15 protein-coding genes are annotated in these 17725 nt (G+C 69.7%); 11 read left to right on the forward strand and 4 right to left on the reverse strand.

Annotated features, from left to right (window positions below):
* Window positions 1-55 precede the first annotated feature (55 nt).
* Genes ACIGXX_RS21540 through ACIGXX_RS21550 form a run of 3 tightly spaced genes read left to right on the forward strand, consistent with a single transcriptional unit; the run spans window position 56 to window position 3199 of the window.
* The gene (locus ACIGXX_RS21540) at window positions 56-1357 is read left to right on the forward strand and encodes a sugar ABC transporter substrate-binding protein (protein WP_351162273.1); all 1302 of its coding nucleotides are present in this window, start codon (window positions 56-58) and stop codon (window positions 1355-1357) included.
* A gap of 19 nt (window positions 1358-1376) precedes the next feature.
* Window positions 1377-2369 (forward strand): sugar ABC transporter permease, encoded by a 993-nt coding sequence (locus ACIGXX_RS21545; RefSeq protein WP_351162271.1) that lies wholly within the window; start codon window positions 1377-1379, stop codon window positions 2367-2369.
* Entirely contained in the window at window positions 2366-3199 is an 834-nt protein-coding gene (locus ACIGXX_RS21550) for a carbohydrate ABC transporter permease (protein ID WP_399977762.1), read from the forward strand. Before ACIGXX_RS21545 ends, ACIGXX_RS21550 begins: the two co-directional genes overlap by 4 nt.
* 30 nt (window positions 3200-3229) lie before the next feature.
* Here ACIGXX_RS21550 and ACIGXX_RS21555 read toward each other — a convergent pair whose 3' ends face one another.
* Complete coding sequence (locus ACIGXX_RS21555) at window positions 3230-4129, reverse strand: chitosanase (RefSeq protein ID WP_351162267.1); 900 nt, start codon at window positions 4127-4129, stop codon at window positions 3230-3232.
* Window positions 4130-4253: 124 nt separating this feature from the next.
* On the opposite strand from ACIGXX_RS21555, the gene ACIGXX_RS21560 reads away from it, so the two are divergent.
* Together ACIGXX_RS21560 and ACIGXX_RS21565 are read left to right on the forward strand one after the other, a co-directional pair.
* Window positions 4254-4472: a hypothetical protein gene (locus ACIGXX_RS21560; RefSeq protein WP_399977765.1), complete on the forward strand. Its 219-nt coding sequence runs from the start codon at window positions 4254-4256 to the stop codon at window positions 4470-4472.
* A 21-nt stretch (window positions 4473-4493) separates the two neighbouring features.
* Window positions 4494-5594 carry a hypothetical protein gene (locus ACIGXX_RS21565; protein WP_399977767.1) on the forward strand — a complete coding sequence of 367 codons (1101 nt, stop codon included), beginning with the start codon at window positions 4494-4496 and terminating at the stop codon, window positions 5592-5594.
* Window positions 5595-5761: 167 nt separating this feature from the next.
* Here ACIGXX_RS21565 and ACIGXX_RS21570 read toward each other — a convergent pair whose 3' ends face one another.
* Window positions 5762-6493, reverse strand: coding sequence for a glucose 1-dehydrogenase (locus tag ACIGXX_RS21570; protein ID WP_351162529.1), 732 nt, complete (start codon window positions 6491-6493; stop codon window positions 5762-5764).
* A 67-nt stretch (window positions 6494-6560) separates the two neighbouring features.
* On the opposite strand from ACIGXX_RS21570, the gene ACIGXX_RS21575 reads away from it, so the two are divergent.
* Complete coding sequence (locus ACIGXX_RS21575) at window positions 6561-7289, forward strand: vWA domain-containing protein (RefSeq protein ID WP_399977770.1); 729 nt, start codon at window positions 6561-6563, stop codon at window positions 7287-7289.
* A gap of 46 nt (window positions 7290-7335) precedes the next feature.
* Here the strand turns inward: ACIGXX_RS21575 and ACIGXX_RS21580 are convergent, their stop codons facing one another.
* On the reverse strand, window positions 7336-8295 hold the full coding sequence (locus ACIGXX_RS21580; RefSeq protein WP_361463694.1) for a tyrosine-protein phosphatase: 960 nt from the start codon (window positions 8293-8295) through the stop codon (window positions 7336-7338).
* Window positions 8296-8684: 389 nt separating this feature from the next.
* Here ACIGXX_RS21580 and ACIGXX_RS21585 point away from each other — a divergent pair, with 389 nt between their 5' ends.
* From ACIGXX_RS21585 to ACIGXX_RS21595, 3 genes are all read left to right on the forward strand, one after another.
* The gene (locus ACIGXX_RS21585; RefSeq protein ID WP_160504463.1) at window positions 8685-8888 is read left to right on the forward strand and encodes a cold-shock protein; all 204 of its coding nucleotides are present in this window, start codon (window positions 8685-8687) and stop codon (window positions 8886-8888) included.
* Window positions 8889-8982: 94 nt separating this feature from the next.
* Window positions 8983-10656 carry a DEAD/DEAH box helicase gene (locus ACIGXX_RS21590; protein ID WP_399977775.1) on the forward strand — a complete coding sequence of 558 codons (1674 nt, stop codon included), beginning with the start codon at window positions 8983-8985 and terminating at the stop codon, window positions 10654-10656.
* A gap of 160 nt (window positions 10657-10816) precedes the next feature.
* A complete protein-coding gene (locus tag ACIGXX_RS21595; protein WP_361463690.1) occupies window positions 10817-11686 on the forward strand; it encodes a pentapeptide repeat-containing protein in 870 nt (289 codons plus the stop codon).
* 63 nt (window positions 11687-11749) lie between these two features.
* Here ACIGXX_RS21595 and ACIGXX_RS21600 read toward each other — a convergent pair whose 3' ends face one another.
* Window positions 11750-12691 (reverse strand): hypothetical protein, encoded by a 942-nt coding sequence (locus tag ACIGXX_RS21600; protein ID WP_366464532.1) that lies wholly within the window; start codon window positions 12689-12691, stop codon window positions 11750-11752.
* A 288-nt stretch (window positions 12692-12979) separates the two neighbouring features.
* Between ACIGXX_RS21600 and ACIGXX_RS21605 the strand changes: the two genes are divergently transcribed.
* Both ACIGXX_RS21605 and ACIGXX_RS21610 read left to right on the forward strand, forming a co-directional pair.
* The gene (locus ACIGXX_RS21605) at window positions 12980-13777 is read left to right on the forward strand and encodes a S1 family peptidase (protein ID WP_399977780.1); all 798 of its coding nucleotides are present in this window, start codon (window positions 12980-12982) and stop codon (window positions 13775-13777) included.
* 841 nt (window positions 13778-14618) lie between these two features.
* Window positions 14619-17696, forward strand: a complete 3078-nt coding sequence (locus ACIGXX_RS21610; RefSeq protein ID WP_399977783.1) for an endo-alpha-N-acetylgalactosaminidase family protein — start codon at window positions 14619-14621, stop codon at window positions 17694-17696.
* The last annotated feature ends 29 nt before the right edge of the window (window positions 17697-17725 follow it).

Here is a 17725-nt window from a genome sequence, read left to right on the forward strand (position 1 = left end):
CGCTCCCACGAACGGATCGGCGCAGGATTCAGCACGAACCCATGAGGGGGCCGGTATGAAGCGACGGGTCATCGCGGCAGGTATCGCCATGACGCTCGGACTGACCGCGACGGCATGCGGCAGCGATGACGGGAGCGACGGCGGCGACAGCGCGACCGACGGCAAGGGCAAGACCCTGACCGTATGGATCATGGAGGGGACGAACCCCGACGCCAGGCCCTTCTTCAAGGAGGCCGGGAAGGCGTTCCAGAAGAAGACCGGCGCAAAGATCCACGTCGAGTACCAGCAGTGGGCCACCGCGCAGAAGAAGTTCACCACCGCCATCGAGGGCGGCGAGGACCAGGTCCCGGACGTGGCCGAGGTCGGCACGACCTGGGTCCCGCAGTTCGCGGAGACCGACGCGCTCGTCGACGTGACCGACGAGGTCAAGAAGTCGGGCCTCGGCGACGACCTCGTCGAGGGCCTCCAGGACGCGGGCACGCTCGACGGCAAGCAGTACGGCATGCCGTGGTACGCGGGCGTACGCAGCATCGTCTACCGCAAGGACGTCTTCGAGAAGCACGACCTGAAGGCGCCCACCACCTGGAAGGAGCTCCAGTCCGCGGCCAAGACGCTGAAGGACAAGGAGCCAGGGATGATCCCCTTCCCGGTCGCGGGCGGCGCCGAAATGTTCGCCACCCCCTTCATCTGGGGCGCCGGAGGCGAACTCGCCACGGAGCAGGGCGGCTCGTGGAAGTCCGGCATCAACTCCCCGGAGGCCGTGAAGGGCATCGAGTTCTACACGGGCCTCGCCACCAAGGACAAGGTCTCCCCGGCCAAGGTCAACACCTGGACGGAGAAGGAGGTCGGCGACGCCTGGGGCAAGGGCGAGGTCGCGATGTCCGTCAACGGCAACTGGACCCCGAAGGCCATCGTCGAGGCCAACCCGGACCTCAAGGGCAAGCTCGGCGCCGTGCCGATCCCCGGCCAGACCGGCGGCATGAGCAAGTCCTTCCTCGGCGGCTCCTACCTGTCCACGTTCAACACGGACAAGAAGGACCTCGCCTGGGAGTTCGTGAAGATGCTGACCACGGGTGACTTCGCGGCCAAGTGGGCCGAGGAGACCAACTACTTCCCGGGTCAGAACTCCGAGCTGAAGAAGATCGAGGCGAAGAAGGACCCGCTGGTCGAGCCGTTCGCCAAGCAGATGCTGGAGGCCGGCGCGACCGTCCCCAAGACCAAGGCGTACGGCGAGATCCAGGCCTCGAAGGTCATCCCCGGCATGGTGCAGTCCATCCTGACCGGGAAGTCCTCCGTCCAGGAGGCGGCGGACAAGGCCGCCAAGGACATGGACGCGATCTTCGCCAAGGACAAGTAGGCAGGGGCGAGTCGGCACTGTGAAAGACACGCTCGTCGGCGGCGGTCCGAAGGAAGACACCACGGACCGCCGCCCCGCCACCCGACCGGAACACGAAGCAGCCATCCGCAAGAAGAAGCTGGTCGGCATCGCCCGGCCGTGGCTGCTCCTCGCCCCCTCCCTCCTGGTCCTCACGGGCCTGCTGCTCTGGCCGCTGATCCAGGTCGGCAAGCTCTCGATGCAGGACTACGCCGTCAAGTTCGGCGGCGGAGTGGGCACCTTCATCGGCTTCGACCACTACACCGACCTGCTCGGCAGCGGGCTCCTGTGGAAGACGGTCCTGCCCAACACGGCGTTCTTCGCGATCGCCTGCGTGGGCCTGACCGTCGCCCTGGGCACGCTCGTCGCGCTGCTGCTCAACCGCCTGGGCCCGGCCTGGCGGCTGATCTGCTCCATCGCGATCCTCGCGGCCTGGGCGATGCCCGCCGTCACCGGCACGTACGTGTGGATCTGGCTCTTCCAGCCGCAGGACGGCATGGTCAGCCAGATCGCGGGCTCGATGGGGCTCATCGATCCCGAGACCACCAACTGGTTCACCGAGCGCGGCCCGTTCTACGCGATCGCGACGCTGAACGTCATCCACCACGGCTTCCCCTTCGTCGCCATCACCGTCCTCGCGGGCCTGATGACGATCCCCAAGGAGCTCTACGAAGCGGGGGAGCTGGACGGGGCGAACGCCTGGCAGCGGTTCTGGAAGATCACGGTGCCGACGATCAAGCCGGTCTTCCTCGTGGTGACCATCCTCTCCACCATCTGGGACTTCAAGGTCTTCACCCAGATCTATCTGATGCCGGGCGGCGACGGCTCCAATCCGGACGTCTACAACCTCGGCGTCTTCTCGTACATCGAAGCCTTCGCCAAGAACGACTACGGCACGGGCGCGGCGGCCGCGGTCCTGCTGACGCTGCTGCTCCTCGCCATCACGATCGTCTACATCCGTACGCTGTTCCGCCAGGGGGAGGAGGACCTGTGAGCTCCCGTCGCACCACACCCGCCGCACGCTTCGGCCTGCCCGTGGCGGTCGCCGCGCTGCTGCTCTTCACGCTCTTCCCCGTGTACTGGATGATCTCCACGGCACTCGACCCGAAGGCAGTCACCCGCGGTTCGGACGTGCTGCCCAGCGGCATCAGCTTCGAGCACTTCACCTACGTGTTCGAGAAGGGCAACTTCGGCACCTACCTGCTGAACTCGGTGCTCGTCGGCTTCGGCACGATCCTGGCCGCCGCGGTGCTCTCGCTCTTCGCGGCCATCGCGGTGGCCCGCTTCAAGTTCCGCTTCCGCACCTCCGTACTGATCATGGTGTTGATCGTGCAGATGGTGCCGCTGGAGGCGCTCGTCATCCCGCTCTTCATCCAGATGCGGGACTACGACATGCTCAACTCGCTGCTCGGCCTGACCATCGTCTACATCGCCCTCTCGCTCCCCTTCGCGATCTGGACCCTGCGCGGGTTCGTCCAGACCGTGCCCAAGGAGGTCGAGGAGGCGGCGTACATCGACGGTGCCTCCTGGTTCCGGATGTTCCGGTCGGTGCTGCTGCCGCTGGTGGCGCCCGGACTCGTCGCGACCTCGATCTTCGCCTTCATCACGGCGTGGAACGAGTTCGTCTTCGCGTACACCTTCATGAAGGGCAGCGACAAGTACACGGCCGCCGTGGGCATCTACCAGTTCTTCGGTGAGAACTCCACGGCCTGGGGCCCGGTCATGGCCAGCTCCACGCTGGTCACCGTGCCGGTGATGATCTTCTTCGTGATCGTGCACCGGAAGCTCGGCTCGGGCCTGGCGGCGGGAGCGGTGAAGGGCTGAGCCCTGCGGGGGGCGTTCAGGGGCACAGGGTTACGGAGCCCTGAACGTCTCCCCGTACACCTTCCAGGTCAGCGGCGTCTTCAGGCTCAGATTGCCGTCGTAGAGGAACTGCCGCTGCGCCGTGTCCACGCGTGTCGTGTCGCGGTGCGCCTTCTCGGACTTCATCGCCGCGCGGCGGATGTCCAGGAAGATGTCGAGGTACGCCTTCTCCTTGCCGCCCTGCGCGGGCGTGTTCGCCTCCTTCAGGGCCGCCTCGCGCAGGCCGTAGAAGCCGCGCGGGCCGGTGCCGGGGCCGTGCAGGACCATCGCGTCGTAGTAGATGAACTGCCCCAGCGTGCCCAGCCCGTCGAGCTTGGCCAGACGCACCGCCGGGTCGAAGTAGATGCGGTCGCGCGCGCTGTTCTGGGCCTTGCGGAAGTCGGGCTCCTGGGCCTCCGCCTTCCAGGCCTTGGTGAAGCCCGGGTCGAGTCCTTCGTGCGAGTCGCTGCCGTCGACCTTGCGCAGGGCGGGCAGATAGCGGGCGAGGCCGTTGTCCGGGTGGTCCTTCGTGTAGCGCTCGACGAGGGTCAGCAGGTCGTGCGTGCCGGTGCAGAATCCGATGATCCCGGCGGTGTAGCCGTGCCCGTCGTCGATGTCCTCGATGTAGCCGTACTGCCCGCGCCAGTTCAGCGTGGAGTTCTCCGCGCTGGCGATCAGCTGCTGGGCCAGCTCCTTCTTGGCGGGCGACGCGAGGCCCGCGGGGAGGTCCGCGATCAGCTCGTCGTCGGCCTTGATCTCGGCCGCCGACTTGTCCTTGTCGTAGGGCCGCTGGGTGCTTGGCCCCCGCTGGTCCGCTCCGGCGGCATCGCTGTCCGAGTCCCCGCCCATGAGGTAGACGGCGACGGTGGCGAGCGGGGCGACGGCGAGAAGAAGGAGGCCTGCACGTTTCATTCGCACAAGATTACGGGTGGTTTTGCGGTAGCGCGCCTTCCGGATCCGGCTCTATTGACTATTAGTCAATTTCGCCTCAGTCTCGGGACCAGTCTCGGCATCCGTACTGGTCATGGGAGGCCCTATGAGCACCGAAGAGCGGGAGCGGATGAGCAAGGAGCTGCGGGACGAACCACCCAAATCCTTCGGGCAGTTGGCGCCCGAGCAGCTGGCGCTCCTGTCCGACGCGCTGAAGCGGGAACGCGAGAGTCGCGCATCGGGCCTGAACGAGGCCGCCGAGGAGGCGCTGAAACTGGTGCCCGCGCTGGCCCGGGGTCCCGTACGCCGGATTCTGTTCCGATAGCGACAGGGAGGGGAGCAGACCATGGACAAGCTGCGGAACAGGGCGGAGACCCTGAAGATCGCGCGCCTGCTCGACGTGGAGCCGGACGACCTCGCCTTCCTCCAGGCACTGCCCGTCGAGGACGTACGCCGTTTCCGCGAGAGCTGCGTCGCGGCGCTCTTCGACCGTACGCCCGAGATGCTGGACCGGATCGCGTCCGCGACGAAGCTGGTGCCTGCCGGGGTCGCGGCCGCGATCTCGCAGAAGGCGCTCGGGCCACGGCTCGCCGCCGGGGTCGCCGGACGGCTCGAACCCACCCGGGCCGCGGACATCATCGAGAAGCTGCCGGTGCCGTTCACGGCGGAGTCGTGCGGGCATCTCGACCCGCGCAGGATCAAGGGCATCGTCGACCGGCTCGACGAGGGCCTGGTGGTACGGATCGCGGTGGCGCTGGCCGAGCGGGGCGACTACCTGACGATGGGCCGCTTCGTCGGCTACCTCCGGGACTCCGCACTGACCCGCATCCTGCCGCAGGTGGACGACGCGGCGGTCCTGCGGACCGGCTTCACGATCGACGTGCCCGAACGGCTCGGCCAGATCATCGACCTGATGGGCGCGGAGCGGCTGGCCTCGGTCATCGCCTCGGCGTCGGGGGAGGGGCTGTGGCCGGAGGCGCTGGCCGTGGCCGGGATGGTGACGGGGGAGCAGCGCGGGCGCATCGCGTCGCTCGCCGCCGCGCAGCCGCAGGAGCGGCTGGACTCCCTGGTGGTGACGGTGGCGGAGCAGGACCTGTGGGAGTCGCTGCTGCCGCTGGTGGCGCTGCTGGGGGACGAGGAACGGAGAGCGGTGGCCGTGCTTCCTTCGCTGCGGGACGCGGGGGTGCTGGGTGGGGTGGTGCGGGCGGTGGTGACGACTGGGCTCTGGGCGGAGTTCTTGCCGCTGGTGGGGCTCTTGCCGGAGGCGGGGCGGAAGGTGGTGGCGGACGAGGCGGGGGCGTTGCCCGCCTCCGACCTCGACGCGCTCGCCCTGGAGGTGGACAAGCAGGACCTGTGGGAGCTGGTCATGCCGCTGGTCGAGCTGATGGACGACGAGGCCAAGACGCGGATCTTCGAGCTGCCGGCGTTCCAGGAGCAGGCGGGGTAAGGCGGTCCAAGACCCCGGTCCTCAAACGCCGGACGGGCTGGATTTCCAGCCCGTCCGGCGTTTGAGGACGAACTCGGCGGAGCCGGTGACGACGGTCACCAAGGCCCCCGCGCCGAGCGGGTTTTCGGGAAGGGGCGGGGTTGGGGACAATGCAGGTTGGGGACAATTCACCCCGCCGTCGAACCCCCGTCCACCGCGAACTCCGCCCCCGTGATGTACGAGGACGCCTCGGACGCAAGGAAGAGAATCAGCTCCCCGACCTCCTCGGGGCGGCCCATCCGCCCCAGCGGCAGATGGGACCAGTCCCGCCCGGCCGACGCCGCCGAGATCATCGGAGTGTCGATCGCCCCGGGATGCACGGAGTTGACCCGCACCCCGTACCCCGCGAGGTCCAGCGCGGAGGACCGGGTCAGCCCCCGCAGCCCGAACTTCGTCGACCCGTAAGCCGCATGCCCCCGTATCCCCACGAGCCCAGCCGTCGACGAGACGTTCACGATCGACCCGCCACCCACCTCCCGCAACGCGGGCAGCACCGCCTGGATCCCCAGGAACGGGCCCAGGAGATTGACCCGGATCAGGGTCTCGAAGTTCTCGTACGTCTCGTCCTCCACGGGCGCCGTCCGCCACAGCGCGGCGTTGTTGACGAGCGCGTCCAGGCGCCCGAAGGCCGCCACCCCGGCCGCGACCGCCGACGCCCAGCTCTCCGCGTCCGTGACGTCATGGCGTACGAACAGGCCTTGGCCGTCAAGGGACTTGGCGACCTCCCGGCCCTCCTCCTCCCGCACGTCCGTGACCACGACCCGCGCCCCCGCCTCCGCGAAGAGCCGCGCCTCGGCCGCCCCCTGGCCCCGGCCCGCGCCGGTGATCAGTACGGCCTTGCCCTCGAGCCCGTAAGAGATCACGTCACGCCTCCGGTCTCTCCAGTACTCTCGGCTCCTCGAAACGGACGGCAGGGCGGAGCGGCTCATGGGATCGGCGATCAGCCTGCGCAAGGTGGAAGAAACGGCGCCCGCCCTGGTGAGCCTCTACAAGACCGCCGGAGTCAGCCTCCACAAGCACGGCCTTGCGGGCGAGCGCGCCGCGGTCTACCTCGTCGTCGACTACTCCGGCTCCATGAAGCCGTACTACAAGGACGGCACCGTCCAGGCCCTCGCCGACCGCGTGCTCGGCCTGTCCGCGCACTTCGACGACGACGGCACCGTGCCCACGGTCTTCTTCTCCACGGACGTCGACGCCGTCACGGAGATCGCCCTCGACCGCCACCACGGCAGGATCGAGGAGATCGTCGCCGGGCTCGGGCACATGGGCAAGACCAGCTACCACCTGGCGATGGACGCCGTGATCGACCACTACGTGGACAGCGGCTCCACGGCGCCCGCCCTGGTCGTCTTCCAGACCGACGGCGGCCCCATCAACAAGCTCGCCGCCGAGCGGTATCTGTGCAAGGCGTCGAAGCTGCCGCTGTTCTGGCAGTTCATCGGCTTCGGCGACGCGCAGAGCAAGCAGTTCGACTACCTCCGCAAGCTCGACGAACTCGCCGTTCCCGCCAAGCGCGCCGTCGACAACGCGGGCTTCTTCCACGCGGGGCACGACCCTCTCGCGGTCCCGGACGACCGCCTGTACGACCAACTGGTGGGGGAGTTCCCGACCTGGCTCGCGGCGGCACGGGCGCAGGGGATCGTGACCACCGCCTGACCGCTGCGGCTCCCGCGGCCCCTGCGACCCCCGCGTACCGAGCGCCCTAGTCGACCATCCGCTCCCGCAGCGCGAGAATCGTCCGCGTATCAAGCCCGAGTCCCTTCCTCAGATAGCCGTTGAGGCTCCCGTACGTCCCCTTCACCTCGGCCAGCGCGGCCTCCAGATAGCCGGTGCGGACCTCCTGGAGCGGGATCAGCAGATCCGGGTTCTGCATCAGACCGGCCTGCTTCAGGCCCTCGCGCACCTTCGCGTCGTACGCCGCCCGGTAGGTGTTGGACGCCAGGAAGTCGCGTACGGCGGTGTGCTCGGGGACGCCGACGGCACGCAGCAGCAAGTAACTGGTCCAGCCGGTGCGGTCCTTGCCCGCCGTGCAGTGGTAGAGCAGCGGCGACGCCTTGCCGCCGTGGGCGATGTCGCGCAGCGTCGCGGCGAACTGCGCGCGGTTCGGGGCGTCGGTGACGAAGGTGCGGTAGACGTCGCGCATGAAGGCGTCCGCCTTGCCGTTGCCCAGCATCTCCTCCTGCCTGACCGGGTCCCTGGAGCCGATCACGGTCATCAGCGTCGTGAAGAGGCCGTTGTCGCTGATGGGCCGGGAGGTCGGGGTGAGCCCGGCGGGCAGCCGGTCGGGCCCGTCGTACTGGACCTCGGCGGGCACCCGGAAGTCGACGACCTTCTTCAGGCCGAGTCCGCCGAGCGTGGCGACGTCGGCGTCGGTGAGCTTCGCCAGGGCGTCCGCGCGGAAGATCTGGCCGTAGCGGACCCGCTCCCCGTCGTAGGTGCGGTAGCCGCCCAGGTCCCGCACGTTGACGGCGCCTTGGAGGGGGATCTGGCGTACGCCGTCGGATGCGGGTCGGGAGGGGTGGTGCGGGGCGTGCCGGGCCGTGCCGCGCTCGGGTGCGGTGGGTGCGGCGGGCTCGGCGTGGGCCGCCCAGGCGGGCAGGACGCCCAGGGCGAGCGTGGACACCGCGACGCCGACTGCCGTACGTGTTCGGGTGATGCGCATTGGGCCGCCTTCCTCGGTAGCGGTCGCCATGGCCACTCGTCGCTCAACCAAGCGATTGTTTGGTTGAAGGTAGCGGGGTGCCCCCGCAGGAGGAAGGTGCGTGCGGCAGGTATCTCGCCCGGCGGCCGGCCCGGCCGCGCGGCGAGTGGCGTAAGGGGTTCGCCCTTGTCCCGTGCGGCCTGTGGGGACCTTGGAACAACGGGTCCCTCGTCCGTGTTAGGCTTATGCGTCGCAGTTTTGGTACCCATGAACTTTATGTGCGCCTGACGGGAATGCTCCGAGGGCGCATTATTGTTTTTTTCCGGTCTCTCCGGGATGGGGGTCATTGCAGCGCTTGGAATCCACAATTCCGTGGTTTTCCTTACTCTGCCCCTGTTGAGGAGATTGACATGGCAACTGGCACCGTTAAGTGGTTCAACGCTGAAAAGGGCTTCGGCTTCATCGAGCAGGACGGCGGCGGCCCCGACGTCTTCGCCCACTACTCGAACATCGCGTCCTCGGGCTTCCGTGAGCTCCTCGAGGGCCAGAAGGTCTCCTTCGACGTCACGCAGGGCCAGAAGGGCCTGCAGGCGGAGAACATCGTTCCCGCCTGATCGTCGTAGCACGCGAACCTCATAGCCGGGGCCCGCACCGGAAAGGTGCGGGTCCCGGCTTGTGCTGTCACCAGGCCCAGGAAGGCATTTCCGTATGAATCGCTCCGATCGCCCCGCACGTCCTGCCCGCGGGCGCTCCACGAACGCACGCGGAAAGGCTCCGGTGGCCGGCGGCCAGGCGAGGGGCGCCGCGAAGAAGCCCGGCCGCCCCAAGGCGAAGCCCGTCGGCGGCGAATTCGCGCTGCCCGAGAGCATCACGCCCGCGCTGCCCGCCGTCGAGGCGTTCGCCGACCTCGACATGCCCGAGGCGCTGCTCAAGACGCTGGCCGCGCAGGGCGTGACCGAGCCCTTCCCGATCCAGGCAGCCACGCTCCCCAACTCGCTCGCGGGCCGCGACATCCTCGGCCGCGGCCGTACCGGCTCCGGCAAGACCCTCGCCTTCGGCCTCGCGCTCCTGGCCCGCACCGCGGGCCGCCGCGCCGAGCCGCGCTCTCCCCTCGCCCTGGTCCTGGTCCCCACGCGTGAGCTCGCCCAGCAGGTGACGGACGCGCTGACGCCGTACGCGACGTCCGTGAACCTGCGCATGTCGACGGTCGTCGGCGGCCTCTCCATCACCAAGCAGGCGGGCACGCTCCGCCGCGGCGCCGAGATCATGGTGGCGACCCCCGGCCGTCTCAAGGACCTCATCGAGCGCGGCGACGCCGATCTCTCGCAGGTGCGGACGACGGTCCTCGACGAAGCCGACCAGATGGCCGACATGGGCTTCATGCCGCAGGTCACCGCGCTCCTGAAGCAGGTGGAGCAGGGCGGCCAGACGATGCTCTTCTCGGCGACGCTCGACAAGAACATCGACCGTCTGGTCCGGATGTTCCTGACGGACCCGGTCGTGCACTCGGTCGACCCGTCCGCGGGCGCGGTCACGACGATGGAACACCACGTTCTGTACGTCGCCGACGAGACCGACAAGAAGGCCGTGGCCCTGCGCATCGCCGCCCGAGAGGGCCGGGTGATCATGTTCCTGGACACCAAGCGCGCGGTGGACCGCTTCACCAAGCGGCTGCTCGCCAACGGCGTACGGGCCTCCGGGCTGCACGGCGGCCGTTCGCAGCCGCAGCGCAACCGGACCCTGGACCAGTTCAAGACCGGGCAGGTCACCGCGCTCGTCGCCACGAACGTGGCGGCCCGCGGCATCCACGTCGACGACCTCGACCTGGTCGTGAACGTCGACCCGCCCACCGACCACAAGGACTACCTCCACCGCGGTGGGCGCACCGCGCGCGCCGGGGAGTCGGGCAGTGTCGTCACGCTCGTCCTGCCGGACGAGAAGCGCGAGATGACGCGGCTGATGTCCGACGCGGAGATCAGCCCGCGGACGGCGCGGGTGAAGTCCACGGACGAGGAACTGTCGCGCATCACCGGTGCGCGCGAGCCCTCCGGCGTGCCGGTGGTCATCGACGTGCCCCAGCAGCAGGCCTCGCCGCAGCAGCGTGGGCGGCGGCGTCCCGCCGGTGGCGGCGGCGGTGGCCAGGGTGGCCAGGGCCAGCGCAGGTCTCGCCCGCAGGGGCAGTCGCAGTCCTCCCAGGGCGGCGGCGGCCAGGGCGGCGGCCAGTCCAGGTCCCAGTCCCAGGGCGGCGGCAGGCCCGCTGCCGGGGGCAGGCCCTCCGCGGGCGGCAGGCCTTCCGCGGGCGGTGGCGCCGGTGGCGGCGGTGGCCGCGCGAGGCGTGGCGGCGGTCGCTCCAGCGGGGGCGCGGGGCGCCGGGCGGCGTAGTGCGTGTGCCCGGCGGCGGGGTTCCGTACCCCGCCGCCGGACAGGCCTCGCCCTTCCGCCGGCCCGTCCTCCCACCTGATCGCCCCGCTCCGCCTCTGGATGAAACGGGCCTTCGCGCCCACCCGACCGATTGCCCCGCAGCGCCCCGAGGAAGGCCCTGATGTCCGAGCAGCGTGAGCGTGAGCGTCAGCTGTTGCCCGTGGTCGGTGACGGCCGGGGCGACGACCGGCAGGATCTGCGGGCCGACTGCGGCAGTTGCTTCGGGCTCTGCTGCGTGGCCCTCACCTTCTCCAAGTCCTCGGACTTCCCCGTCAACAAGGCCGCGGGCACTCCCTGCACCAACCTCCAGCAGGACTTCCGCTGCGGCATCCATCAGAAGCTGCGCCAGAAGGGCTTCTCGGGCTGCACGGTCTACGACTGCTTCGGCGCCGGCCAGAAGGTCTCCCGGTCCACCTACGGCGGCGTCGACTGGCGGCAGGACCCCGACACCGCCCGCCAGATGTTCGACGTCTTCCCGGTGATGCGCCAACTCCACGAACTGCTCTGGTACCTGACCGAGGCGATCGCCCTGCCGCAGGCCCGCCCGATCCGGGCCGAGCTCCGCAGCGCGCTGGACAAGACCGAGCACCTCACCCGGGGCACCCCCGCCGCCGTGGCCGAGACGGACGTGGCCGCGCACCGCGAGGACGTCAACGTCCTCCTCCTGCGCACCAGCGAACTCGTCCGCACGGGCATCCGGCAGAAGAAGAAGGACCGCCGGGGAGCCGACCTGTTCGGCGCCCGCCTCAAGGGTGCCGATCTCCGGGGCGTCACCCTCCGCGGCGCCTACCTCATCGCCGCCGACCTCCGAGGCGCCGACCTCCGCCAGGCCGATCTGATCGGCGCTGACCTCCGGGACGCGGACCTGCGGGGAGCGGACCTCACCGGCAGCATCTTCCTGACCCAGTCGCAGGTGAACGCGGCGAAGGGCGACGCCGGGACGAAGCTGCCGCCGGCCCTGGCGCGCCCCGCGCACTGGGGTCAGGGCTGACTCCCTGCGCTCAAGTCCCTTGTGCCCAACCGCCCTTCGCTCGGCTTGCTCTGCCGCGCACCCTCACGTGTCGCACTCCAGCACCGTCCGGCACAACGTGCACCGCGCCCGCATCCTGCCCCGGGCAGGCAGCCGGATCCGCTGCTGACACGTGGGGCAGGGGAACGAGACCCGCAGCGGCCCGGCCCCGCCCGGCGCGGGGGAGAACGAGTACGCACCGCCGCGGGGCGCCGCGCCCGCACCGGCCCCCGCCCCCGCGCTCGCCCCCGCTCCGCCGGAGCCGTGCTCCTGCGCGTACCGCCGATCCTTCGCGTACCGCCGTCGGCCCGCCCACCCCGCGGCCGTCAGCGGCGGCTGCTGTTCGTCGCGCCGGGCCTGCGCGAGCCCCTTCGTGTACGCGGTGTAGGCCTGCGCGCTGGTGAACCACGTCTCCGGCGCCTCGCCGAAGGCGATGGCCCGCTTGGCGAGTACGTACCCGAACTCCTCCGGCGTGAGATAGCCCAGCTTCTGTGACGAGGCGCCGTCCTCGCGGTAGGCGTCCAGGAGGAGCCACCCCGCGCCCAAGTAGGTGGTGGCGGTGTCCGTGAGGATCTCGTTGTCGCGGGTGCCGGGGAAAGCCAAATCAAGCCGGTGCAGGTAGACGTGCATGACCTCGTGGGCGAGTGCCGCGCCGATGTCCCTGCGGTGCGTGCGGAACCGGTCGTTGAGCTCGATGAAGTACTCGGGGCCCGCGGCGAGTTCGACGTACGCCGCGTGTTCCATCTCGCGGAAGCTGACGATCATGCGGGCGTCCGGAAGGTGGAGGTGCCGCACCATCTCGCGGGCCACGCGCTGTACGCCCAGATGCAGATCGTCCTGGTCGGAGAAGGCGACGTCGGCCGGGGTGATGCTGGTGTCGAAGGTGTGGACGGTGTCGTACGACAGGCGTTTGTAGAGCGCGGTGATCGCGGAGCGCACCGTCTCCAGGTGGGGGTAGCCGTGCACCACCGGCCCGCCGTCCGTCACGCGCACACCCCCATAAGGCGGTTCGAGTCGTGTCAGCTCGTGGCGAGTTGCCGCAACTCGCCCCAACTCGCTTCCACTGTAAGGCGCACCCCCGTATCCGGAACCAGCCCACGCGCGGGGGCGTGGCCGAAAACCGCCCCTTGCTCTATGCGGACACCGATCTCCATAATCCGCAACAACGCTTTGGCGGGCTCATGCCATTCCGGTGCTTCTGCGGGGTGGGAATGGGCCCGCGGACGCGAGCAACCCCCACGAACCCCCCACGAACCCCCCACGAAGGGAAGCCCGTTGAACACCAAGCTGCGTGGAGTCAAGAGAGCCGCCACCCTCGGTGCCATCGCCCTCGCCGCCGTCAGTCTCCAGCCCGTCGCCGCTTCCGCGGCCCCGCACCCCGGCCCCACTCCGGGTGAGCGCGTGGTCGGCGGCACCCCCGCCGAGCAGGGTGAGTTCCCGTTCATGGTCCGTCTGTCGATGGGCTGTGGCGGCGCGCTGTACGCCCAGGACATCGTGCTGACCGCCGCCCACTGTGTGGACGGTTCGGGCGACAACACGAGCATCACCGCCACCGGTGGTGTCGTGGACCTGGAGAGCCCGGACGCGATCACCGTGAAGTCCACGAAGGTGCTTCAGGCGCCGGGCTACAACGGCAAGGGCAAGGACTGGGCGCTGATCAAGCTCGAGAAGCCGATCGACCAGCCCACGCTGAAGATAGCCAAGGACACCAAGTACAACGAGGGCGACTTCGACATCGCCGGTTGGGGTGCCGACAAGGAGGGCGGCGAGCAGCAGCGCTACCTCCTCAAGGCGAAGGTCCCGTTCATCAGCGACGCGGACTGCGAGGCCGCGTACGGCGCCGACCTCACGCCCGGCGAGGAGCTCTGCGCCGGGAGGCTGGCGGAGGGCGGCACGGACACCTGCCAGGGTGACTCCGGTGGCCCCATGTTCCGCAAGGACGAGGCCGGTGAGTACGTCCAGGTGGGCATCGTGAGCTGGGGCAACGGGTGTGCTCGGCCGAAGTTCCCCGGCGTGTACACCGAGGTGTCGACGTTCGCCGGTGACATAGAGAAGGCGGCGTCGGAGCTCTGAGCTTCCGCTGGACGCTGCGCGGGGCCGGACCAGCGGGTTGGTCCGGCCCCGCGTTCGTCTGTGCGGGTGCGGGTGCGGGGCCTGCGGGGTCGGTCTGTGGGTGGGTGCGGTGCCGCGCCGGTATGTCCGTCCTCGCTATCGTCCGGTGGCCGTGGGGTTGCTGCGGCTCCGGAGTGTCGGGAGCTGTGCTCCGGGCGGACACACCGCCGCGTCCCCTTGCGTGGGCGGCCGGCTGCGGGTCGTGGGGCGTGCTGCGGGGTTGGTCTGTGTGTGGGTGCGGTGCCGCGCCGGTATGTCCGTCCTCGCTATCGTCCGGTGGCCGCTTGGGTGCTTCGGCGCCGGAGCGCCGCGAGCTGTGCTCCGGGCGGACATACCGGCACGTCCCCTCGCGTGCGCTGCCGACTGCGGGTGCGCGAGGGTCGGGCTCACGTGGCAGGCGTGCGTCACACCTGCGCCGCCATTCACTGCCCCGCCCAAGCCCTACCAGCCTCTTCGCCTCCGCCCCCACCCGATGTACGGATCACCTTTGAAATCGGGCCCCGTCTCTTGGCTTCCGCCCCCGCCCCCCACTTGCTGTACGGGCCACCCCTTGGTGCTGCGGGCAATCGGGCCCCGTCTCTTCGCCTCCGCCCCCGCCCCCCCACCCGCTGTTCGGATCACTCTTGGCGCTGCGGGGCAATCGGGTGGGTGGGCGGGAAAGGTTGTTCGTTGAGGGGTGGATGCGGGGTGATCGGGTGGGTGGGTGGGAGAGTCCAAGACCTGCTTCCGCTTTGTCCATGGGCGCACGTGGGCCTTCCGGCGCAGGGTGACCGCACCGAGATCCGTCCCACGGAGGGGTGCCATGCAGCCGTCAGACACGTCCGGTCCAAGCCGCAGAGCCGTCGTCGCCACGGGCGCGCTGGCCGGAGTCACCGCAGCCATCGGCTTCGGCGGCACCGCAGCCGCCGCGGCGGGAGAAGCCGTCCTCCGCTCCGCCGACCTCGACGTGCGCGTCGCCACCGACTTCCCCCGCGTCATCTCGTACACGGACCGCTCCACCAAAGCGGTCCTGCACGCGCAGTCGGAGGCCGTCACCACCCTCCTGGTGGACGAGGTGGCGCACACCCCCACGGTGACGAGCACGGTCGATGGGGAGGGTCGGGTCGCGTACGTCCTTGGCCTCCGTGGGGGCGCCACCATCCATGTCGAGATCGCCCTGAAGGGGCGACAACTGCACTGGCGCGTCACGGGCATCGATGACACCGATGCCCTGCGCGTCGGCACCCTCCGCATCCCCGGCCTCGCCCTCCTCTCCGTACGCAGCGATCAGCCCGGCGCCACCCTCCTCGCCGCCAAGATCCAGCTCGACAAGGCCAAGAGCGGCGACACCGAGGTCAGGCTCGCGCCGGACACCGCCGCGGAAGCGGCCACCGGCTGCGCCTACGCCGTCGTCGCGCACGACACGCTGGGCGGCGCCCTCGAGACCAACACCGTCTACGACAAGCCGACCACCGAGGCCGGAACCACCTGGGACAACGGCCGGCTCTGGCGGGAGACGGTCAAGAAGAGCGGTTACGTGGAGGCCCGCCTCGCCCCCGGCCAGTGGACGCACCGCGCGGCCACCGCCGCCGTCGGCGACACCGAGCCCCTGCCGTACGCCACCGTCGTCATCACCGGCGACCGCAACGGCGACGGCAAGGTCGACTGGCAGGACGCCGCCATCGCGTTCCGCGACATCATGGTGAAGCCGCTCGGCGCCGACGAGCAGCATCTGCGCGTCGTCCCGCACATTCCGTTCAACTTCGCCTCGCAGGCCACGAATCCGTTCCTGGCGACCCTCGACCAGGTGAAGCGGATTCACCTGGCCACGGATGGTCTGCGGCAGTACACGCTGCTCAAGGGCTACCAGTCCGAGGGTCACGACTCCGCGCACCCCGACTACGCGGGCAATTACAACGTCCGCGCGGGCGGGCTCGACGACATGAACACCCTGGTCGTGGAAGGGAAGAAGTGGAACAGCGACTTCAGTGTCCATGTGAATGCCACGGAGTCCTATCCCGTCGCGAACGCCTTCTCCGAGAAACTCGTCGACAAGGCCAATGAGCAGTGGGACTGGCTGGATCAGAGCTACCGCATCGATCAGCGGCGGGACCTGGTGTCCGGCGACATCGTCAAGCGCTTCGCCGACCTGCGGAAGGAAGCCGACGGCGCGCTCAACGCTCTCTACATCGATGTTTTCCGCGAGTCCGGATGGACCTCCGACCGGCTCCAGCGCGCCCTGCGCGAGCAGGGCTGGATCGTCACCAGCGAATGGGGTCACGGATTCGAGCGCTCTTCTGTCTGGTCGCACTGGGCCACTGAGCCGGATTACGGTCCCGACACGTCCCGCGGCATCAATTCACGGCTGATTCGCTTCGTCCGGAATCATCAGAAGGATGTCTTCGCCGACAAATGGCCGACGCTTCTCGGCATCGCTCGCATGGGCAACTTCGAAGGGTGGGTCGGCAAGACCGACTGGGCTTATTTCTATGACCTGATCTGGACCGACTCGCTGCCCGCCAAGTATCTCCAGGCCTATCCCATCAAGACCTGGGGCGAGCACGAGATCAGTTTCTTCGGAGAGGGCGGGACGACCGTCTCCGACGCGGGGGGACGTCGTCGGGTCGTCACCGACGGCCGTGTCGTCTATGAGGGCGGGAGCTATCTGCTTCCCTGGGAGCCTCGCAAGGCCACCGACCCCGGCAAGCTCTATCACTACAACCCCAAGGGCGGAAAGGGGAGTTGGCAGCTGCCGCGCGGGTGGGCCGGGCTCAGCAGGGTCGCCCTCTACCGGCTCACCGATCAAGGGCGCGTCTTCGTCGCCGATGTGCCGGTCCGCGGCGGCAAGGTCACCCTCGACGCCCAGGCCAAGCAGCCTTACGTCCTCTACCGCTCGCGTGCCGCCGCCGTGCCCGATCCCCGCTGGGGGCAGGGCACCCCGCTGTACGACCCCGGTTTCAACTCCGGCTCCCTGCGCGGCTGGAAGGTGTCCGGGGCCGCGTCCGTCGAGCGCAGCGAGCTCGGCGACTACGAACTCGTCGTCCCCTCGGGCGGCAAGGCCGCCGTCGGCCAGCGGCTGCGGCGCCTGAAGGCAGGGAGGTACGTCGCCTCCGTGCAGGTCGAGGTCGGCGAGAAGGCCGGGGACGAGCGGAAGGCCACCTTGGAGGTGCGTACCGCCGACGGGGTCACCGCCGCCAACTGGACGCGCACCTCCACGGCGGGCAACTACGTGGCGGCCGACCGCAAGCACGGCACCCGCTTCCAGCGCATGTTCGTGTCCTTCACCGTCCCCGAGGGCGGCGGCTCGGCCGAGCTGACGCTCCGGGCCGAGGCGGGCGACGCGCGCGTGCGCTTCGACAACGTGCGTGTCGTCCCCGCCGCGCGCGGCGCGGCCCCCGGGGAGGGGCGCCTGGTCTCCGAGGACTTCGAGCACGTGCCGCAGGGCTGGGGGCCGTTCGTGAAGGGGGACGCGGGCGACGTCACCGACCCGCGTACGCACATCGCGCAGCGGCACGCGCCGTTCACGCAGCGCGGCTGGAACGGCAAGGTGATCGACGACGTCATCGACGGCGGGCAGTCCCTCAAGTCCCGGGGCGAGAACGCCGGTCTCGTCTACCGCACCGTCCCGCACACCGCCCGCTTCGAGCCCGGCAAGCGCTACCGCGTCTCCTTCCGGTACGAGAACGAGAAGGCGGGGCAGTACGCGTGGATCACCGCTGTCGATGAGCCCGCGGCCCGTGAGATCGAGCGCAAGGAGCTGCCCGTCGCGACCGCACCGACCGTCCTGAGCTACGAGTTCACCGCTCCGGCCAAGGGCGAGGCGTGGGTCGGGCTGCGCAAGAGCGGGGACGACGGGACCGCTGAGTTCGTCCTGGACGCCTTCGAGGTGCGCGAGGTCTGAGGGGGCCGCAGGTGACCGCCTCCCCGGAC

The organism is Streptomyces sp. NPDC055243, from assembly GCF_044544025.1.
Taxonomy (GTDB): domain Bacteria; phylum Actinomycetota; class Actinomycetes; order Streptomycetales; family Streptomycetaceae; genus Streptomyces.

Excerpts from the sequence above, each read along its gene's own strand:
- ACIGXX_RS21595 (WP_361463690.1), top strand. The coding sequence starts at position 10,817 with ATGTCCGAGCAGCGTGAGCGTGAGCGTCAGCTGTTGCCCGTGGTCGGT.
- ACIGXX_RS21560 (WP_399977765.1), top strand. The coding sequence starts at position 4,254 with ATGAGCACCGAAGAGCGGGAGCGGATGAGCAAGGAGCTGCGGGACGAA.
- ACIGXX_RS21555 (WP_351162267.1), bottom strand. The coding sequence starts at position 4,129 with ATGAAACGTGCAGGCCTCCTTCTTCTCGCCGTCGCCCCGCTCGCCACC.
- ACIGXX_RS21565 (WP_399977767.1), top strand. The coding sequence starts at position 4,494 with ATGGACAAGCTGCGGAACAGGGCGGAGACCCTGAAGATCGCGCGCCTG.
- ACIGXX_RS21575 (WP_399977770.1), top strand. The coding sequence starts at position 6,561 with ATGGGATCGGCGATCAGCCTGCGCAAGGTGGAAGAAACGGCGCCCGCC.
- ACIGXX_RS21540 (WP_351162273.1), top strand. The coding sequence starts at position 56 with ATGAAGCGACGGGTCATCGCGGCAGGTATCGCCATGACGCTCGGACTG.
- ACIGXX_RS21590 (WP_399977775.1), top strand. The coding sequence starts at position 8,983 with ATGAATCGCTCCGATCGCCCCGCACGTCCTGCCCGCGGGCGCTCCACG.
- ACIGXX_RS21585 (WP_160504463.1), top strand. The coding sequence starts at position 8,685 with ATGGCAACTGGCACCGTTAAGTGGTTCAACGCTGAAAAGGGCTTCGGC.
- ACIGXX_RS21610 (WP_399977783.1), top strand. The coding sequence starts at position 14,619 with ATGCAGCCGTCAGACACGTCCGGTCCAAGCCGCAGAGCCGTCGTCGCC.
- ACIGXX_RS21580 (WP_361463694.1), bottom strand. The coding sequence starts at position 8,295 with ATGCGCATCACCCGAACACGTACGGCAGTCGGCGTCGCGGTGTCCACG.